We start from the raw sequence: 16419 nt of genomic DNA, 5'->3' as shown, positions 1-16419 counted from the left end.
CATCGACCCCGGACGACACTCAAGAGGACTCGCCGGGAGACGAGAAATCTTGTTCCCTACGCAGGCGCTAACCTGATCAGGTTCAACGGGATCCGGTTTAACCGATCTCAGCCTCAAAGCAAGGCACCCCGACAAGAACGTCGCCAGTCTAGTCGCGACAAGCCCGGAACGCCAAGCGCGTTTTCAAACGCTGGATAAATGGCCTGCCGGATTGTTGCCACGGCCCCCAGCCTCTACACTCGCAAGCCAGCTTCTTCGAATCGGACTGGCACCATAATCATGAACAGGGAACGCCCCATGCTGCACAAACTTTCATTGGCCATTGCCGTGTCATGTGCCTGCAGTTCGATTGCCTGGGCAGCCGACTTGCCGCTGCCAACCAAGACAGGGCTGGTCAGTGTTTATCAGGAAGCTGTCGACAACAACGCCGATCTTGCAGCAGCACGCGCCGATTATGCCGCTCGCAAGGAAGTTGTACCGCAGGCGCGCGCTGGCTTGCTGCCGAACCTGTCTGCCGGTGCCGACGTCAACAATACCCGTACCAGCATCGACCAACCCAACGCTATTGCCACCCGCAGCGGCACGGTGTATCAGGCGACGCTGAGCCAACCGATTTTCCGTGCAGACCGCTGGTTCCAGTTGCAGGCTGCCGAAGCGGTCAATGAACAGGCAGCGCTCGAACTCTCGGCCACAGAGCAGAACCTGATTCTGCAGAGCGCGCAAAGTTACTTCACTGTGCTGCGCGCCCAGGACAACCTGGCCTCGACCAAAGCAGAAGAAGCAGCCTTCAAACGTCAGCTGGATCAAGCCAATGAGCGCTTCGACGTTGGGCTTTCCGACAAGACCGACGTGTTGCAGGCTCAGGCCAGTTACGACACTGCCCGGGCCAGCCGGATCGTTGCCAAACGTCAGGTGGATGATGCTTTTCAGGCCTTGGTGACGTTGACCAATCGTGAGTACAACTCCATTGAAGGGATCGTCCACACATTGCCGATTCTGGCGCCAATGCCCAACGACGCGAAAGCCTGGGTTGATACGGCCGCGCAGCAGAACCTCAACCTGCTGGCCAGCAATTACGCAGTGAACGCCGCAGAAGAGACCTTGCGCCAACGTAAGGCCGGGCACGCCCCGACCCTTGATGCGGTGGCTCAATACAAGCGCGGCGACAACGATGCGCTGGGCTTCAGCAATCCGAACTACACGGGGCAGAATTACCGTGGCGACGTGGAGCAGCGCAGCATTGGTGTGCAGCTGAATATCCCGATCTACAGCGGTGGCCTGACCAGCTCGCAAGTGCGAGAAGCGTATTCAAGACTGAGCCAGAGTGAGCAACGTCGCGAAGGCTTGCGTCGCCAAGTGGTGGAGAACACCCGCAACCTACACCGCGCCGTGAATACCGATGTGGAGCAGGTTCAGGCTCGCAAGCAGTCAATCATCTCTAACCAGAGTGCGCTGGAAGCCACGGAAATCGGTTATCAGGTGGGCACTCGCAATATCGTCGACGTGTTGGATGCCCAGCGCCAGTTGTACGCCTCGGTGCGCGATTACAACAATACCCGCTATGACTACATCCTCGACAACCTGCGCTTGAAGCAGGCGGCGGGAACGTTGAATCCTGGCGACTTGCAGGATTTGTCACGCTACCTGAAAGCCGACTACAACCCGGACAAAGACTTCCTGCCGCCGGATCTTGCCGCGGCCGCGAAGAAGAACTTCGAAAGACCGCCGCAGCGGTAGATATCACTGTCGAGCAGCAAACGGAAATCTGTAGGAGCGCACGAGCACCTACAGAAAAGCACGAGGCAATACCTTAAGCCAGCCCCACCGCACCGCTGCGGTAGGAGCGAACTTGTTCGCGAGACGGTGCACCTGAATCACCGCGTCACCCCCTAGTCGCCAACAAGTTGCCTCCTACCTTTGAACGCGGCGTGCCTGAATCACCGAGTCGGCATTTCGCCAAGCCTGCCTCGCCACGCAACTGCGGTAGGAGCGAACTTGTTCGCGAGACGGTGCACCTGAATCACCGCGTCACCCCCTCTCGCCAACAAGTTGCCTCCTACCTTTGAACGCGGCGTGCCTGAATCACCGAGTCGGCATTTCGCCAAGCCTGCCTCGCCACACAACTGCGGTAGGAGCGAACTTGTTCGCGAGACGGTGCGCCTGAATCACCGCGTCACCCCCTCATCGCCAACAAGTTGCCTCCTACCTTTGAACGCGGCGTGCCTGAATCACCGAGTCGGCATTTCGCCAAGCCTGCCTCGCCACGCAACTGCGGTAGGAGCGAACTTGTTCGCGAGACGGTGCACCTGAATCACCGCGTCCCCCCCTCATCGCCAACAAGTTGCCTCCTACCTTTGAACGCGGCGTGCCTGAATCACCGAGTCGGCATTTCGCCAAGCCTGCCTCGCCACACAACTGCGGTAGGAGCGAACTTGTTCGCGAGACGGTGCGCCTGAATCACCGCGTCACCCCCTAATCGCCAACAAGTTGCCTCCTACCTTTGAACGCGGCGTGCCTGAATCACCGAGTCGGCATTTCGCCAAGCCTGCCTCGCCACGCAACTGCGGTAGGAGCGAACTTGTTCGCGAGACGGTGCGCCTGAATCACCGCGTCAGCCCCTCTCGCCAACAAGTTGCCTCCTACCCTGGAAGGCGGCCAAGCCCATCCAGCAATCGCTGTAATGCGCCTTGATTGGCCTTCATCACCGCCAACCCTGCTTGTGCCATATCGCGCGCCTTTTGCGGCTGGTCGAACAGTTGCTGCACAGCGGCCGAAAGACTCGCCGCATCGCGGCATTCGATCAACGCCTCGGCATTGCGCAGCATCGCAGCGATCTTGAGGAAATTGAACAGGTGCGGGCCGCTCAAAACAGGCTTGGCCAACGCGGCAGGTTCCAGCAGGTTGTGGCCGCCGTTAGGCACCAGACTGCCACCAACAAAAGCAATGTCGGCCAAGGCATAGAGAAACAGAAGTTCGCCCATGGTGTCGCCCACCAGCACCGAAGTCTGCGCTGTCACTGGCTGACCGGATGAGCGACGCACCGTCGCAAAACCTTGCTGCACGACAAGATCATGCACGCTGTTAAAACGCTCCGGATGGCGTGGCACCAAAACCAGCAGTGCATCGGGATGGCTGCTCAGCAATTGCCGATGAGCCGCCAGAACAATTTCATCCTCACCCGCATGGGTGCTGGCCGCGATCCAGAGAGGGCGCTCAGTCGCCTGCCATTGTTCGCGTAACTGTGCGGCTTGGGTCAGCAATTGCGGATCAATCGTCAGGTCAAACTTGATCGAACCGGTGACGGCCACGCATTCAGGACGTGCACCCAAATCCCGAAAACGCTGCGCTTCAGTCTCGGTCTGCACCGCGAACCAGCTCATCTCTTCCAGCATCGGCCGGGTCAATTTGGCAAACCGTGCATAACCCCGCGCCGAGCGCTCGGACAGCCGCGCATTGGCCAAAGCAACCGGGATGCCGCGCTTGGCACACTGATGAATATGGTTAGGCCATAGCTCGGTCTCCATGATCACGCCAAGCACTGGTCGCACATGATCAAGAAAGCGCCCCGCTGCCCATGGCAAGTCATAAGGCAGGTAGCAATGCTGAATGCGCGGCTCGTTGGCAAACATGGCCTTGATCCGCTCCGAACCGGTGGGCGTCATGCAGGTGATCGTGATCGGCAGCTGTGGATAAGCGGCGAGCAGCGCACGAATCATCGGCGCAGCAGCAATGCTTTCGCCCACCGACACCGCATGCACCCAGATGCCGCCCGGCTGCATGGCCGGCAAGCCCAGAGCGAAACGTTCACCGATTCGCTGACGATAGGCCGGTGCCTTGCGCGCTCGCAGCCACAGTCGAACGGCCACCAGCGGCAGGCCGAGATAAAACAGCAAGGTATATAAGGTTCTATTCATGGGCGCGGAGTTTATCAGCCAATGGCCCGCAAATGCCGGGCAAAACTTTCTGACAGCCACTGCGCAGCCGGGCCCAGGGGCTCGTCACGCCGCCAGACCATTTCCACCACCAAGGGTGGCGGCGTCCACTCGCTGAGGAGTTCGATCATCTGATGCTGATAGGTCGGATACTGCACCACATGTCGGGGCAGCCAGGCCCAACCCAGGCCGCGCATCAACAGCTCGGCCATCACATAAAAGCTGTCGGCCCGCCAGACCTGCGGGCTCAACTGCTCACCACCGGGATAACCGCTTTGTTGCGGAGCAATCAATAATTGCCGATGCCGCGCCAGTTGTTGCCGGGTGACGCGCCCCTCCCGAGCCAGTGGATGATCCACCGCACACACGGTAACCATTTCCACCCCACCCAGCCCTCTGCGCTCCAGCTCCGCAGGCATCAGCTCGTGATGAAACAGCAACCCCAGATCAGCCCGCCGCTCCAGCAATTTGCGTGCGACGTCGCCCTGCGCGCCGCTGGCCAACTGGACTTCAAGGGCCGGAAAGCGCTCAGACAGCGCCTCCAGGCTGTCGAGCACGGGCTGATAGGGCATGGCTTCGTCATGAGCTACACGTAATTGCGCCTCCTGCCCGCGCATCAGCGCCAGCGCGCGTCCGTCGATACGCTCGCATTGGCGCAACAGCTCCCGCGCCTCCTCAAGTAATGCGGCACCCGCCTCGGTCAAACGCGGCTGACGACCACTGCTGCGCTCGAACAGACTCACACCCAAGTCAGACTCCAGCATGGCGATCGCACTGCTGACGGCCGACTGGGCCCTGCGCATATCTCGCGCTACCGCAGAAAACGAACGCTGCTCAGCCACGCTGACGAACAAGCGCATTTGCTCAAGATTCCACTGCATAGCCTGACGACCTATCTCTAATACCGATAGGTAATGACTTTACCCCATCTCACCGGTGGCGAAGAATGTCCGACATATGAAGAGGAGTTATCGTTATGCCTGCCTACTACCTGCTAGCCATTGCCATATGCGCTGAAGTCATCGGCACCATTTCCATGAAAGCCGTCAAAGGCTTGAGCACGCCAATCCCGTTACTGCTGGTGATCTGCGGCTATGCCATCGCCTTCTGGATGCTGATTCTGGTGGTGCGCACGATTCCGGTGGGAGTCGCCTATGCCGTCTGGGCAGGCATGGGGATAGTCATGGTGAGTGTCGCCGCGTACTTCATCTACGGGCAGAAACTCGACATTCCCGCCATGCTCGGCATGGGCATGATCGTTTTGGGCGTCGTCGTGATTCAGTTGTTTTCGAAAACCGCCGGGCATTGAAAACGCGTTCCTCTATAATGGCCGCATTCTTTCGGCCACAGAGGTGTTCATGCCTTCCGTAATTTCCACTGACGTCCTGATCGTCGGTGCCGGCGTTGCTGGCCTCTGGCTCAATGCCCGACTGCGCGGCCAAGGGTACTCGACTGTCCTGATCGAAAACGCCAGCCTCGGCGGTGGGCAAAGCCTGAAATCCCAGGGGATTATCCACGGCGGTGCCAAATACGCCCTCCATGGCGCGCTGTCAGGTGCATCGGAAGCAATCGCCGACATGCCGCGCCGCTGGCGTGAAGCGCTGGCCGGTACCGGCGAGCTTGATCTGAGCGACGTGCGCGTACTCTCCCAGGCCCATTACCTCTGGTCGCCCGGCACCCTGGCGGGCAACCTCACCAGCTTCTTTGCCAGCAAGGCCGTGCGCGGCCGTGTCGATCAAGTCAAAGGCACGGATCTTCCGCCCGCCCTGCAAAACCCGAAATTCAAGGGCAAGGTTTATCGCCTGGCTGAACTGGTCATTGATGTGCCAAGCCTGATCGAGCGACTGGCTGAACTGGCCGACGGCAGCCTGCTGGCCGGTCAGGAGCTGGAACCGTTGCTTGAAGGTCAGGAGTTGGTGGGCATGCGCGTCGACGGGCGGGATATTTTCGCTCAGCGCGTAGTGCTATGCGCCGGTGCAGGCAACGCTGATCTGCTGAAAAAGCTTGGCGTGGCGCAACCCGCCATGCAACGTCGCCCCTTGCACATGGTGTTCGCCAAGGGCGCGAGCCTGAAGCCCCTTTACGCTCACTGTCTGGGCGGCGGACCAAAGCCGCGGTTGACTGTGACGACTCATCCAGCCGCCAACGGTCAATGGGTATGGTACGTGGGGGGTGATGTGGCCGAGGCCGATGGCGTGGCCCGTGATCCTGCACAGCAAATCGCTGCGGTGAAAAAAGAACTGGGCACTTTGCTGCCCTGGATTGATCTCAGTGAAGTCGAGTGGGCGACGTTGCGGGTTGATCGAGCAGAACCGGCGCAATCCGGACTGGTCCGTCCTGATAACGCATTCCTCAGTGTGCAGAATCGCCTGATGGTGGGCTGGCCGACAAAGCTAGCCCTGGCCCCGGACTTTTCTGACCGAGTGATGGCAGCACTGTCCCTCGACGAAATCCACCCGACGCCGCAGCCATCGCTAAGCGATCTGCCCAAACCACCGTTGGCCATACCTGTCTGGGATCAACTGCTGCCATGAGCGTAAAGACCCTTCACGAACTGCATCGCCCGCTGGGCAGTACCGGCATCAGCGTATCGCCGCTGGGTCTTGGCACGGTCAAACTGGGCCGTGATCAAGGCGTCAAATACCCCAATGGTTTCACCATCCCTGACGATCAACAAGCGCAAATGCTGCTCAAGATGGCCCGGGACATGGGCATCAACCTGATCGACACCGCCCCCGCCTACGGCACCAGCGAAGAACGCCTTGGCCCGTTGTTGCGTGGTCAGCGGCAGGACTGGGTAATTGTCAGCAAGGTCGGTGAGGAGTTCGAAAGCGGTGAATCGAGCCACGACTTCAGCGCCGGGCACACTCGGACCTCAATAGAGCGCAGCCTGAAACGTCTGGAAACCGATTTTATCGATCTGGTACTCGTGCATTCCGACGGCAACGACCTGGCGATTCTTAACGACACGGAGGTCTACCAAACCCTGGCTGACCTCAAGCGCGAAGGCAAGATTCGCGGCTTCGGCTTTTCCGGCAAAACCGTCGAAGGGGGCCTGCTGGCATTGCGCGACGGCGACTGCGCGATGGTCACTTACAACCTCTCCGAGCAGGGCGAAAAGCCAGTGCTCGACTACGCTGCTGCCCACGGCAAGGCCATTCTGGTCAAAAAAGCGCTCGCGAGTGGTCATGTCTGCCTGAGACCTGGCGTTGATGCGGTGCAAGCCAGTTTCGAATTGCTGTTTGCCCATCCGGGTGTTGCCAGTGCTATTGTCGGGACAATAAACCCGATGCATCTGGTCCATAACGTAGCGACAGCCGCTGCCGTGATTCGCCGTCCAGCCTGATGTAGGCGGCCGACCCCAACGCAAGAAGGAGCCGATATGCCGCGAACTTTGATTCGGAAGAATCCAAGCAACTTCAAAACCCTGCCGTTATTTGTCGAAGCCACCCCCGAAGGCCTGAGTTACCAAAGTATCGGGATGCCGCTCAATTTCACCCAGACCTTGCAGCGACGCCGCAAAATAGAAGTCGTCGACACTGAGCGGTTCTCCACGGAGCTGGCCAATCTCGGAGTTTCGGTGCGCCTGACATTGAGCTGGCAAAACCGCGATTACTGGGTGCTGGTTCGCCAGCGCCGCCAGGATCGTGGCGATGTGGTGTTGAAGCTGATCTCGGGTTACGTCCCGGCTCATGAGCTGAATCTGCCGCTGCACACCGCCATTCAGGAAGTGGCCGAAGAGTGCCTGATTGAAACGCCCCAAGGCTGGCTGAGCGGGCGCTTCAACGATATCTGGCTACCCGCACCCTACGCCGCGGCGCTGCATTACCGCGAAGCCATGCCGTTTCGTCTCAGCCCGCTATCCGGTGCCGCACGGCCTGTACGTTGCGGGAGCATGACGCTGATCGAGCGGCCTAGAGCTTACGTACACTTGCCCACCGCATCGCTGCAGCTCATTTATGACATGCGTCTGGAAGTCCCCAAGGAAGCGCGGCCCCTGAGCCTTTTCCATGTGGACGAGTGCCTGGAAAAAGACCAACTGGTCGCTCGCCTCAATCGCAGCAAGCCTGATCTGTACCTGATGCCACTGGAAAATGGCGTGCCGCTGCCAGAGCTTTACACGTTGAAGCGCGACAAGCTGACACCGGCCGGAACCCGCGGTCTTTATCTAGCTGAAAGTTTTGCTGCGCAGGAAGGCTGGGTAGTACGTGACGAGCGGATTCGCTGGAAGGACTGGCTACGCCAGCAAGGGATGACGCCGCCTCCGAAGAAGACCGGACTCAAACGCCTGACGGGCAAGGCACGGCAGTTGTTGAAGCTGGTGACGTTTAAAAGCTGAAGCGCAACCTATGTGGCATTGGAATACGGTCTGAATGTGGGAGCCGGGCCTGATCTGGGCGGCATTCCGACGATAAACGATAACGCGTTATGTCTTCTGGCTGCGTCTCATGTATCGCGGGCAAGCCCGGCTCCCACAGTAAGCGTTCACAACTCAAGAGCGGATCACTTCACTGCCCGCGGATTTTCTCGACAATCGCAGTGGTCGAGCTGTTCTCAACCAGCCCCAGGACCCGAACTTCACCGCCATAAGCCTGGACGATATCAGCGCCGACGACCTGATCGATGCCGTAATCGCCGCCTTTGACCAGCACATCAGGCTTGACGTGGGCGAGCAGGTTTTCCGGAGTACCCTCAGGGAAGCTAATCACCCAATCCACTGCGCCAAGTCCGGCAAGCACTGCCATACGCCGGTCGACACTGTTGATCGGACGACCCGGCCCCTTCAGACGACTCACCGACGCGTCATCGTTGACCGCGACAATCAGGCGATCACCTTGAGCGCGCGCTTGTTCCAGATACGTCACATGACCGGCATGCAGGATATCAAAGCAACCATTGGTGAAAACGATCTTCTCGTTGTGTGCCCGGGCGTCGTCGATGGCCAACAGCAGTTGCTCAAGGCCCAGTACACCGCGCTCGGAGCCTTCCTCGCGCTGAATCGCACGGCGCAGCTCAGGCGCGCTGATGGCCGCGGTCCCCAGCTTGCCAACCACAATGCCAGCAGCCAGATTCGCCAGCGCCACGGCGTGGGGCAGGTCTTCGCCCGCAGCAATCGCGGCCGCCAGCGTTGAAATAACGGTATCGCCAGCACCGGTCACATCAAATACTTCACGGGCGCGAGCCGGTAAATGCAGAGCAGGATGATCGGGCCGCAACAAGGTCATGCCGTGTTCGCCACGGGTAACCAGCAGCGCGCCCAAGTCCAGCTCGCTCATCAACTGCGCGCCCTTTGCGACCAGTTCGGCCTCATCCAGACAATGGCCGACAATAGCTTCAAATTCGCTGAGGTTCGGCGTAATCAGACTCGCGCCACGATAAATCGCGAAGTCCTTGCCCTTGGGATCAGCCAGCACCGGAATATTACGGTCACGGGCCACCTTGATCAGCGCCTGATGGTTCTTGAGCGCGCCTTTACCGTAATCGGACAGGACCAGCACTTTGATGCCGTCGAGCAAGCCTTCTACTTCAGCACTCAACGCTTCGGCATCGGTGGCAAACGGCTCTTCGAAATCGATCCGCAGCAGCTGCTGATGGCGACTCATGACCCGCAGTTTGACGATGGTCGGCTGATGGGAAATGCGCTGGAAGCGTGCGAGAACACCCGCAGCCTTCAAGCTGTTGGAAAGGCTTTCAGCAGCTTCGTCTTCACCGGTCACACCGACCAGCGAAGCTGGAGCTCCCAGCGCGGCAATGTTCAACGCGACGTTCGCGGCTCCGCCTGGACGGTCCTCGATTTGCTCAACCTTGACCACAGGCACGGGCGCCTCTGGCGAAATCCTTGAGGTACCGCCATGCCAATAGCGGTCGAGCATGACATCGCCCACTACAAGGACTGGTGCCTGATCAAACCTTGGCATGGATAACTTCATGGAGACTCCGAAGACAAAAAAACGATGCGGATCATAACATAGCCGATTTGGCGCGACGCCAGCGCGCCGGTTATACCTTGTTTGCAGACGAGCGAGGCTCCACGTCCAGGACCCAGAACAATTCATGGCGCCGCACTGCCTTGCGGAAAAACTCATTTTCCCCGGTGTTCGGCCAACGCCGACCTGCAAGTAGCTGCTGGATCCATCGACGCACACGCTTCTTGGGCGGCAGCGGATCCTGAAGATCATGCTGCATAGCCAAGGCCATCGCTTTGTCGAGGCGCTGACTGTCATCCAGAAGAATGCTGCACGCTCGCAACGGTTTCATCCGCGCGATGGCCGGTGGTAAAGCGACGCCATAACCGGCAGGGCCCATGGGCCAGCGATCATTGTCGTGCAGGTGATTAGCGTAAAGGAGCAAGGTACTGGGGCGCCATGCACTTACCTCAATAGCTTGCAGCAGCGCCTGTGTCGCGGCGATATGGTCACGATGAGGATCTAGCTGAAGGTGCGGCGTGACAACGACACTGGGTTTGAAGTACTCGAGCACACGCACGATATCCGCCACCAGATTGTTCCAGGTCGGGAGCCCGTCAGCTTCAGACGGCAGTGAGAATGTGCTCGCCTGTCGCCATGCACGAATGTCGCTTTCACCAGACTCGCGAGACCCAAACGGCACCGATGGTTGCTCTTGCATATCGGCCAGCCTCAGGCAGTAGTAGCCTAACTGGACGCACCGACTTTGCGCGACGCCACCCCACAAGGGAACCGCGAGACTATCCCAGGTACGCAGGCGCCCTTTCAATACCGCGGCCTGGGAGGCATCAAGGCCGAAGCGACGATAGCTATCCGCCTCGATTTCACCTTGGGTCAGAGTGAGGATTGCTGCCTCAGGAGTTCGGCTATACAGCCCGAATGCTGCCAGCTCTGCATCGTCGGCATGCGGTGCCAGTACCAACAGGGACTGCGCGCTGTAGTCCGGGTTACTCATGACATAAAGGGTTAACGAGCCAACGGCTCGGCAGCGTCGCAGCGCCATGTAAAGCCCTTCGTTAGCCAGAACTCCAGCCTGGCCGGAAAGATTCAGATAGCGCTTTCCCGCTGTACCGCGCTCGAAGTCCTGACGATCATTGCCGACCTTTACATAAGGATCGAGCCAGCGCCCCAACCAAGTGGATTTAAGGTGAAGCTCCAGCAATACAGTGTCGGTTGATCCCAGCGGACCTGCCGTCGCCAGCTGCAGTCTCCCCTGCTGGATCTCAACATCAAGCCTGCGCACGTCGGAGGGAAACTCGTAAAGATAGTCGCTGGCAGGATCATAAAACAAATGATCCGAAAACCAGGCTTCATGCACCAGCCAGCCGGCCAGCACAAGTAACGGCAGCAACCACCATGCGACGAAAATAGCCAGCAGTACCAGCACTGCGACCGCTACAAGCGTTAAATAACGCTTGCGCCGCCTATGGCGCTTCAGCAACTCGTCCTTACGACCGACCATGCCCGCCCTCATCAAAAAAATACAACTCATTGAATTTAAACGTATTTCGGCAGGAGCTCACGAGCACCGCGAGGCAGCGATGGCGTCCTGTCCGATACACCGCTATCGCGGCCTCGCGGTGCTCGTGCGCTCCTGCATTCGAATCTTGGCTAAGCGAATGCCATGCACACCGGGGCGACTCCTACCTGTTAAATCTGATAAACCGGGTGAGTGTTACACCAGCGGCTTTTGTATTCGCGGTCAGCTCGACCAAACGAGTAACGCAATGGCTTACCTAATGATTCGGCATATTCCCACTCAGACTGCGTGTTCACATAACTCAATACGCTGCCAGGGCTGAGCTCATTGGCTTGTGGATCAACCCCACCGTTCACGTACTCCAGACTGATCCATTCAGGTGCTTCGACACGATACAGAATCTGGATAGCGATCGGACGATCCGCCAGGTACACAACAGAACCGGTCATGAACTCTCGCAGCAGAGTAAACACCTCGACAAGATGCTCTTTGCCCGGCACATCGAAACTCCAGCGCTTGTGAAACAGGTCAGCATAAATAGCGGCCTGCTCCTCGGCGCTCAATTCGCTGATGGCCCGGATCTGCCCACCGGCTTCCTCCAGCAAACGCTGCTCACGGCGCTGGTTATAGCGAAATTTCTTGCTGTATTCCTCGGGTCGACGAGCCAACGCCAAGCCTTCGGACTGGACGCGAAGGTTCGCGACCCTATCGACGTTAAGCTGCGATACATAACGCATGCGGTGTCGAACTTGCACATTGCAATCATCGGCCACGGGAAGGATGATCTCGGAGTTGCCAAGATCAAACATGCCCCGCAGGCCTTGGCGCTTGGTGACGTCCCGCGACAATGCAATGTGCCGCCCCCAGGTGGGAAGACCTGCAATCAGCTCGCCATTGCGCCGCACGCCAAGATAGCGCACAGGGATGCCTACCAGCCTCGACAGCCGCTCTACCACCTGCGGATGCGTCGCAACGCTTCCGCCATAACGTGCCCAGACAACGGCGTACTCATCAGCATCTATGGGAGTCCAGCCACGCTCACGCCAGTTGCGAAGATAACTGAGAATCAAACGGCGCCTCCTGTGACGCCAACGTTTTCTTCCTTGAAATCTTTTTCGTGTAGCCGGGCGTAGTAGCCATTGAGTGCCAACAGTTGCTGATGGTTACCGCGCTCGACAATCCGCCCCTTGTCCATGACCAGAATGAGGTCAGCCTTCTCGATGGTCGACAAACGGTGAGCAATCACCAACGTCGTGCGACCTTTGACGACTTCATCCAGAGCAGCTTGAATATGGCGCTCGGACTCAGTATCCAGTGCAGAAGTTGCCTCATCGAGTACTAACAACGGTGCATCCTTGAGCAGCGCCCGGGCAATCGCCAGTCGCTGACGTTGTCCACCGGAAAGCAACACACCATTTTCGCCGATCATGGTGTCGTAGCCCTGGGGCATCTGCACGATGAATTCATCGGCATAAGCGGCCTGCGCAGCACGCTTCACATCTTCATGCGGCGCACCGGCAAGGTCACCATAGGCAATGTTGTTAGTGACCGTATCGTTAAACAGGGTCACCTGCTGATTGACCAGCGCAATGTGTCGACGCAGGTTGGTCAGTTTGTATTCTTCGACATCAAGGCCATCGAGCAGAATCTGCCCGCTGCCGTGGTGGTAGAAACGCGGTATCAGATTAGCCAGCGTCGACTTGCCACTTCCCGAACGTCCGACCAGAGCGACCATCTGCCCCTCTTCTGCGGTGAACGAAACATCGTCGAGCACCAACCGGTCGGTGTCGGGGTATTGGAAGCTCAGGTTGCGAACTTCCAGGCGGCCACTTACACGCTCCACCGCCTGAGTACCCGTATCAACTTCCGGCAACTCATCGAGCTGCTCAAAAATGCTTTCAGCACCCGCCAGGCCCTTTTGAATGGTTGCGCTGACTTCAGACAGCTGCCGAATAGGCTTGGGAAGAAGGCCCGCCGCAGTGATGTAAGCAATCAACTCGCCAGCAGAGGCATCGCCACGCATATAAAGAACCAGATACATCAGCACCGCCATGCCGATGTAGATCACCAATTGCAAGACCGGCGTATAGATGGACTGAGTGCGTGTCATGCCCATGCTTCGGTTCATGTTGTCTTCACTGGCTTTGTGAAACCTTTCGGTTTCATACGTCTCACCACCGAAACTGCGAACCACGCGATAGCCTTGAATGGTCTCCGACGCCACGTGAGTGACGTCCCCCATTGCCACCTGAATCTTCTTGCTCTGCTTACGAAACTTCTTGCTTGCGCTGCTCACCAGGATGGCGATGAAGGGCAATATCGCAAGCAATACCAGCGTCATCTTCCAGTTGCTGTAAAGCAGATAGCCGAACAGAAAAACAACCGTAAGACCTTCACGGATGACCACCTTGATTGCATCCGTTGCAGCACCGGTGACCATTGTCACGTTGTAGGTAATGCGCGAGATCAGATGGCCAGAATTATTGTTGTCGAAATACCGATTAGGCAGCGTCAGCAGGTTGTCGAACAATGCACACCGCAAGTCGTGGACGACGCCACGAGCAACCTTGGCCAGATAGTAGTTGCCCAGAAACGAACCAATGCCTTGATAGACTGCGATAAGCACGATCAAAAGGGGCACACCAAGCACCAACGAAACGCCAAGAAACTTAGTGTCGTCAGGCTTTTGCAGTGCGTCGAGAAAATGCTTGAGCATATCTGCAAGCATCGGCTGGCTGGAGGCAAAAAGCACAAATCCAACGATACTGATAGCGAAAGCACCCCAATACGGGAGCACATATTTCAGCAATCGAAGGTATATCTTCATGCTCGATTGCTGGTCGGGATTAGCCATTCGGCGCGCCTCGTGCTTATGAAAAAAATACAGGGACGTGATTGTATCAGTGAACCCATTACAAGATGGGTCGAGCTGGCTTTGCAGGCTCAAGGGCCTCAACTGAGGTCGAACGGTATGCCAGCACGATGCTCAGACACACTGGCAGCCAGGTGATCAACCAGTCCGCATTAGGCTTGAGCCAAAGACCGATACCATCTGTCATCAGCGACACGCTGGAAAAAACCCAAAGTGCCAACAACGCTTGCCCAAGTGGCTCCGCTCGCGAAACCCAGCCGCGCCAACCCACTGTCAGCCAGAGACAGCAAAATATCAGCAGACCGGGTAGACCAAGGCGTACACCGGTATCCAGAAAAAGATTGTGCGGGTGCTTGAAGCTGCCGGCGACAGGAACAGTGATCAAATACTCGTGAAACCCCAGACCCGTAGCCCAATGCTGCTCAATGAGCTGGATCCCTCCAGACCACAGATACGGACGATAAGAAACGCCTCGTTGTAGCAAGAGCCCTGGGTCTGACAAAGCAACCCCTGCAACACTTATCGCCATAAATACGATCAGGCCAACGCCGAGCCTTGAAGGCCGGGCGATGACCATCACGATCATCATTGCCACCAAAGCGATCCATACACCCCGGGTCTGACTGAGGCCCAGAAACATCAAATAACCTGCTGCTGGAATCATCAGCAACGAAAGCGCTGGCCAGCTAAAACGTCTGGTTTGCGACATGAAGACGCCGATAATGGCCAAAGCCCCGACAGCGTGCGCAGCCATGATGACCGTGTCCCAAAGACCCAAAGCGATCATCCGCCCCCCCGAAGCCTGGGGCCCGCTGTAAAAACAGATCACGGAGACTGCAGCAAAAATCCCCCCGACGACAGATGAGCAGAACAACAGTGATTCGAGTCGCCATTTAGCGTGCTGTGCCGCCAATAAAACCCCAAGAAGCGTCAGGGTCACGTAAAGCACAATCTTGCCTTTACCGGGCTCGTCAGCGCCTTGGACGCCTAACACGCAAAGTGTCCAGATCGAAAAAACCACGAAAAAAAAGACTTCGGGCAGTTTGATCAGTCGTCGAATAGATTGCCGGAACACGCCCAGCAAAGCCGGAAGCCATAGTGAAAAGATAATCAGCTGGTGATAAAGCTTGTTGTCGGGCAAGACCCAAGGGCCGCATAGCAAGATGAAAAAACCAATCGATGCCCAGCCTGCAAGAGGTGCTTTTTCAACCAGTTTCGTCATCCCTCCTAGCATCCGGACTCACCCGTTATGCGACGGGCAACCTGAAGCAAGTGAGCTTTATCAGCGTTCTTCCAGTTACCTTTGATGCAATAGTGCTCGGAAAGGTAGTGAAGGAAGTTGTGTCGCAGGCGCTCACTCAATGGCCAGTCCGGAAATGCTCGAACCCACGCAACGGCCTGGCTGGCATTATCAGCATGCACCACCAGCCCATCGATATTGAAGAATGCCTGACCGAGCGTCATCACCGGCTTGCCCAGAAGCAAGCTTTCCAGGCCGACAGTTGAATTCACCGTTATCACGAACTGACTGGATTCAATTAACTGTTGTGTGGGGTTTCCATTGGCAAACACAAGGCGATCAGAAGTCCGCTCATGCAAGTGCGGGTAAGTTTCGCGGCTGGACGGATGCTCTTTAAACACCACCGTCATCCCGGTTTCCTCCGCCAGACGCTCCCCCAAAGCGAACATCTCCGACATGTTGCTGATCCAGGGGGAAAACAATCGAACCTGAGAGTCTCGATCATCCTGAAAAGGAATAAATATAAATTGTTCAGGCAGCTCGATCGGAGGAACGCCATCGGTGCGCGGCTTTCGCGGAATCAACACCGAGGCAGGCTGAAAATCAGCCACAGCATGGGGATAATCGAGGTAGAAGTCGGCGTTGCGGGGAACAGAGTTGAGGTAGTTCACCCCTTTGGCATCTACCGTCGTAGTGTCGGGCAACAAACCATTTTCGAGAAAAAACGTCTTGCATCGTGCGGGCACCAGCGCCATCAGCAATTTGCAGTACCGATGAGAACCATTCCAGACCACAAGCGCATCAGGACGCTCTCGATCAAGCAGCGCCTGGGCCCGAAGCGCCATCCAGCCCAACTCAAGCCTCAACAACAGACGGTACAAAGCGCCATCGTTCTTGTTCTTGATCCGCCGCTCCTCACACTTCTCCTC

13 protein-coding genes and 1 riboswitch are annotated in these 16419 nt (G+C 57.6%); of the genes, 5 read left to right on the top strand and 8 right to left on the bottom strand.

The features are described from left to right. Nucleotides 1-36 precede the first annotated feature (36 nt). Nucleotides 37-141: riboswitch (TPP riboswitch) on the bottom strand. Nucleotides 142-297: 156 nt separating this feature from the next. Further along, nucleotides 298-1737 (top strand): TolC family outer membrane protein, encoded by a 1440-nt coding sequence (locus K3169_RS03535; protein ID WP_263269990.1) that lies wholly within the window; start codon nucleotides 298-300, stop codon nucleotides 1735-1737. A 902-nt stretch (nucleotides 1738-2639) separates the two neighbouring features. Here the strand turns inward: K3169_RS03535 and waaA are convergent. Both waaA and K3169_RS03525 read right to left on the bottom strand, forming a co-directional pair. Next, entirely contained in the window at nucleotides 2640-3914 is a 1275-nt protein-coding gene (waaA, locus tag K3169_RS03530; RefSeq protein WP_263269989.1) for a lipid IV(A) 3-deoxy-D-manno-octulosonic acid transferase, read from the bottom strand. Nucleotides 3915-3928: 14 nt separating this feature from the next. Beyond that, the gene (locus K3169_RS03525; protein WP_122707355.1) at nucleotides 3929-4813 is read right to left on the bottom strand and encodes a LysR family transcriptional regulator; all 885 of its coding nucleotides are present in this window, start codon (nucleotides 4811-4813) and stop codon (nucleotides 3929-3931) included. Between the two features lie 95 nt (nucleotides 4814-4908). On the opposite strand from K3169_RS03525, the gene K3169_RS03520 reads away from it, so the two are divergent. Genes K3169_RS03520 through K3169_RS03505 form a run of 4 tightly spaced genes read left to right on the top strand, consistent with a single transcriptional unit; the run spans nucleotide 4909 to nucleotide 8271 of the window. After that, entirely contained in the window at nucleotides 4909-5241 is a 333-nt protein-coding gene (locus K3169_RS03520) for a DMT family transporter (RefSeq protein WP_027901181.1), read from the top strand. A 49-nt stretch (nucleotides 5242-5290) separates the two neighbouring features. Beyond that, nucleotides 5291-6466: an NAD(P)/FAD-dependent oxidoreductase gene (locus tag K3169_RS03515; protein WP_263269986.1), complete on the top strand. Its 1176-nt coding sequence runs from the start codon at nucleotides 5291-5293 to the stop codon at nucleotides 6464-6466. Further along, on the top strand, nucleotides 6463-7278 hold the full coding sequence (locus K3169_RS03510) for an aldo/keto reductase (protein WP_099267742.1): 816 nt from the start codon (nucleotides 6463-6465) through the stop codon (nucleotides 7276-7278). Before K3169_RS03515 ends, K3169_RS03510 begins: the two co-directional genes overlap by 4 nt. A 36-nt stretch (nucleotides 7279-7314) precedes the next feature. Further along, nucleotides 7315-8271, top strand: a complete 957-nt coding sequence (locus tag K3169_RS03505) for a metal ABC transporter ATPase (RefSeq protein ID WP_263269984.1) — start codon at nucleotides 7315-7317, stop codon at nucleotides 8269-8271. A gap of 169 nt (nucleotides 8272-8440) precedes the next feature. Here K3169_RS03505 and hldE read toward each other — a convergent pair whose 3' ends face one another. From hldE to K3169_RS03475, 6 genes are all read right to left on the bottom strand, one after another. Then, nucleotides 8441-9862, bottom strand: a complete 1422-nt coding sequence (gene hldE, locus K3169_RS03500) for a bifunctional D-glycero-beta-D-manno-heptose-7-phosphate kinase/D-glycero-beta-D-manno-heptose 1-phosphate adenylyltransferase HldE (protein WP_231671049.1) — start codon at nucleotides 9860-9862, stop codon at nucleotides 8441-8443. 70 nt (nucleotides 9863-9932) lie between these two features. Further along, nucleotides 9933-11360 (bottom strand): PIG-L deacetylase family protein, encoded by a 1428-nt coding sequence (locus K3169_RS03495; RefSeq protein ID WP_263269981.1) that lies wholly within the window; start codon nucleotides 11358-11360, stop codon nucleotides 9933-9935. A gap of 188 nt (nucleotides 11361-11548) precedes the next feature. Beyond that, entirely contained in the window at nucleotides 11549-12445 is an 897-nt protein-coding gene (locus K3169_RS03490) for an antimicrobial resistance protein Mig-14 (RefSeq protein WP_263272208.1), read from the bottom strand. Beyond that, the gene (msbA, locus tag K3169_RS03485; protein ID WP_263269980.1) at nucleotides 12445-14232 is read right to left on the bottom strand and encodes a lipid A export permease/ATP-binding protein MsbA; all 1788 of its coding nucleotides are present in this window, start codon (nucleotides 14230-14232) and stop codon (nucleotides 12445-12447) included. The genes K3169_RS03490 and msbA overlap by 1 nt, the downstream gene beginning before the upstream one ends. 58 nt (nucleotides 14233-14290) lie before the next feature. Then, nucleotides 14291-15472 (bottom strand): O-antigen ligase family protein, encoded by a 1182-nt coding sequence (locus K3169_RS03480; protein WP_263269979.1) that lies wholly within the window; start codon nucleotides 15470-15472, stop codon nucleotides 14291-14293. 5 nt (nucleotides 15473-15477) lie between these two features. After that, nucleotides 15478-16371 carry a capsular biosynthesis protein gene (locus tag K3169_RS03475; protein WP_263269978.1) on the bottom strand — a complete coding sequence of 298 codons (894 nt, stop codon included), beginning with the start codon at nucleotides 16369-16371 and terminating at the stop codon, nucleotides 15478-15480. Nucleotides 16372-16419: the final 48 nt, after the last annotated feature.

The organism is Pseudomonas phytophila, assembly GCF_025643095.1.
GTDB lineage: Bacteria > Pseudomonadota > Gammaproteobacteria > Pseudomonadales > Pseudomonadaceae > Aquipseudomonas > Aquipseudomonas quasicaspiana.
Note: the sequence above shows the minus strand (reverse complement) of the source record. Positions and strands in the feature narration are given on the sequence as shown.

Excerpts from the sequence above, each read along its gene's own strand:
- K3169_RS03535 (WP_263269990.1), top strand. The coding sequence starts at position 298 with ATGCTGCACAAACTTTCATTGGCCATTGCCGTGTCATGTGCCTGCAGT.
- waaA (WP_263269989.1), bottom strand. The coding sequence starts at position 3,914 with ATGAATAGAACCTTATATACCTTGCTGTTTTATCTCGGCCTGCCGCTG.
- K3169_RS03525 (WP_122707355.1), bottom strand. The coding sequence starts at position 4,813 with ATGCAGTGGAATCTTGAGCAAATGCGCTTGTTCGTCAGCGTGGCTGAG.
- K3169_RS03520 (WP_027901181.1), top strand. The coding sequence starts at position 4,909 with ATGCCTGCCTACTACCTGCTAGCCATTGCCATATGCGCTGAAGTCATC.
- K3169_RS03515 (WP_263269986.1), top strand. The coding sequence starts at position 5,291 with ATGCCTTCCGTAATTTCCACTGACGTCCTGATCGTCGGTGCCGGCGTT.
- K3169_RS03510 (WP_099267742.1), top strand. The coding sequence starts at position 6,463 with ATGAGCGTAAAGACCCTTCACGAACTGCATCGCCCGCTGGGCAGTACC.
- K3169_RS03505 (WP_263269984.1), top strand. The coding sequence starts at position 7,315 with ATGCCGCGAACTTTGATTCGGAAGAATCCAAGCAACTTCAAAACCCTG.
- hldE (WP_231671049.1), bottom strand. The coding sequence starts at position 9,862 with ATGAAGTTATCCATGCCAAGGTTTGATCAGGCACCAGTCCTTGTAGTG.
- K3169_RS03495 (WP_263269981.1), bottom strand. The coding sequence starts at position 11,360 with ATGGTCGGTCGTAAGGACGAGTTGCTGAAGCGCCATAGGCGGCGCAAG.
- msbA (WP_263269980.1), bottom strand. The coding sequence starts at position 14,232 with ATGGCTAATCCCGACCAGCAATCGAGCATGAAGATATACCTTCGATTG.
- K3169_RS03480 (WP_263269979.1), bottom strand. The coding sequence starts at position 15,472 with ATGACGAAACTGGTTGAAAAAGCACCTCTTGCAGGCTGGGCATCGATT.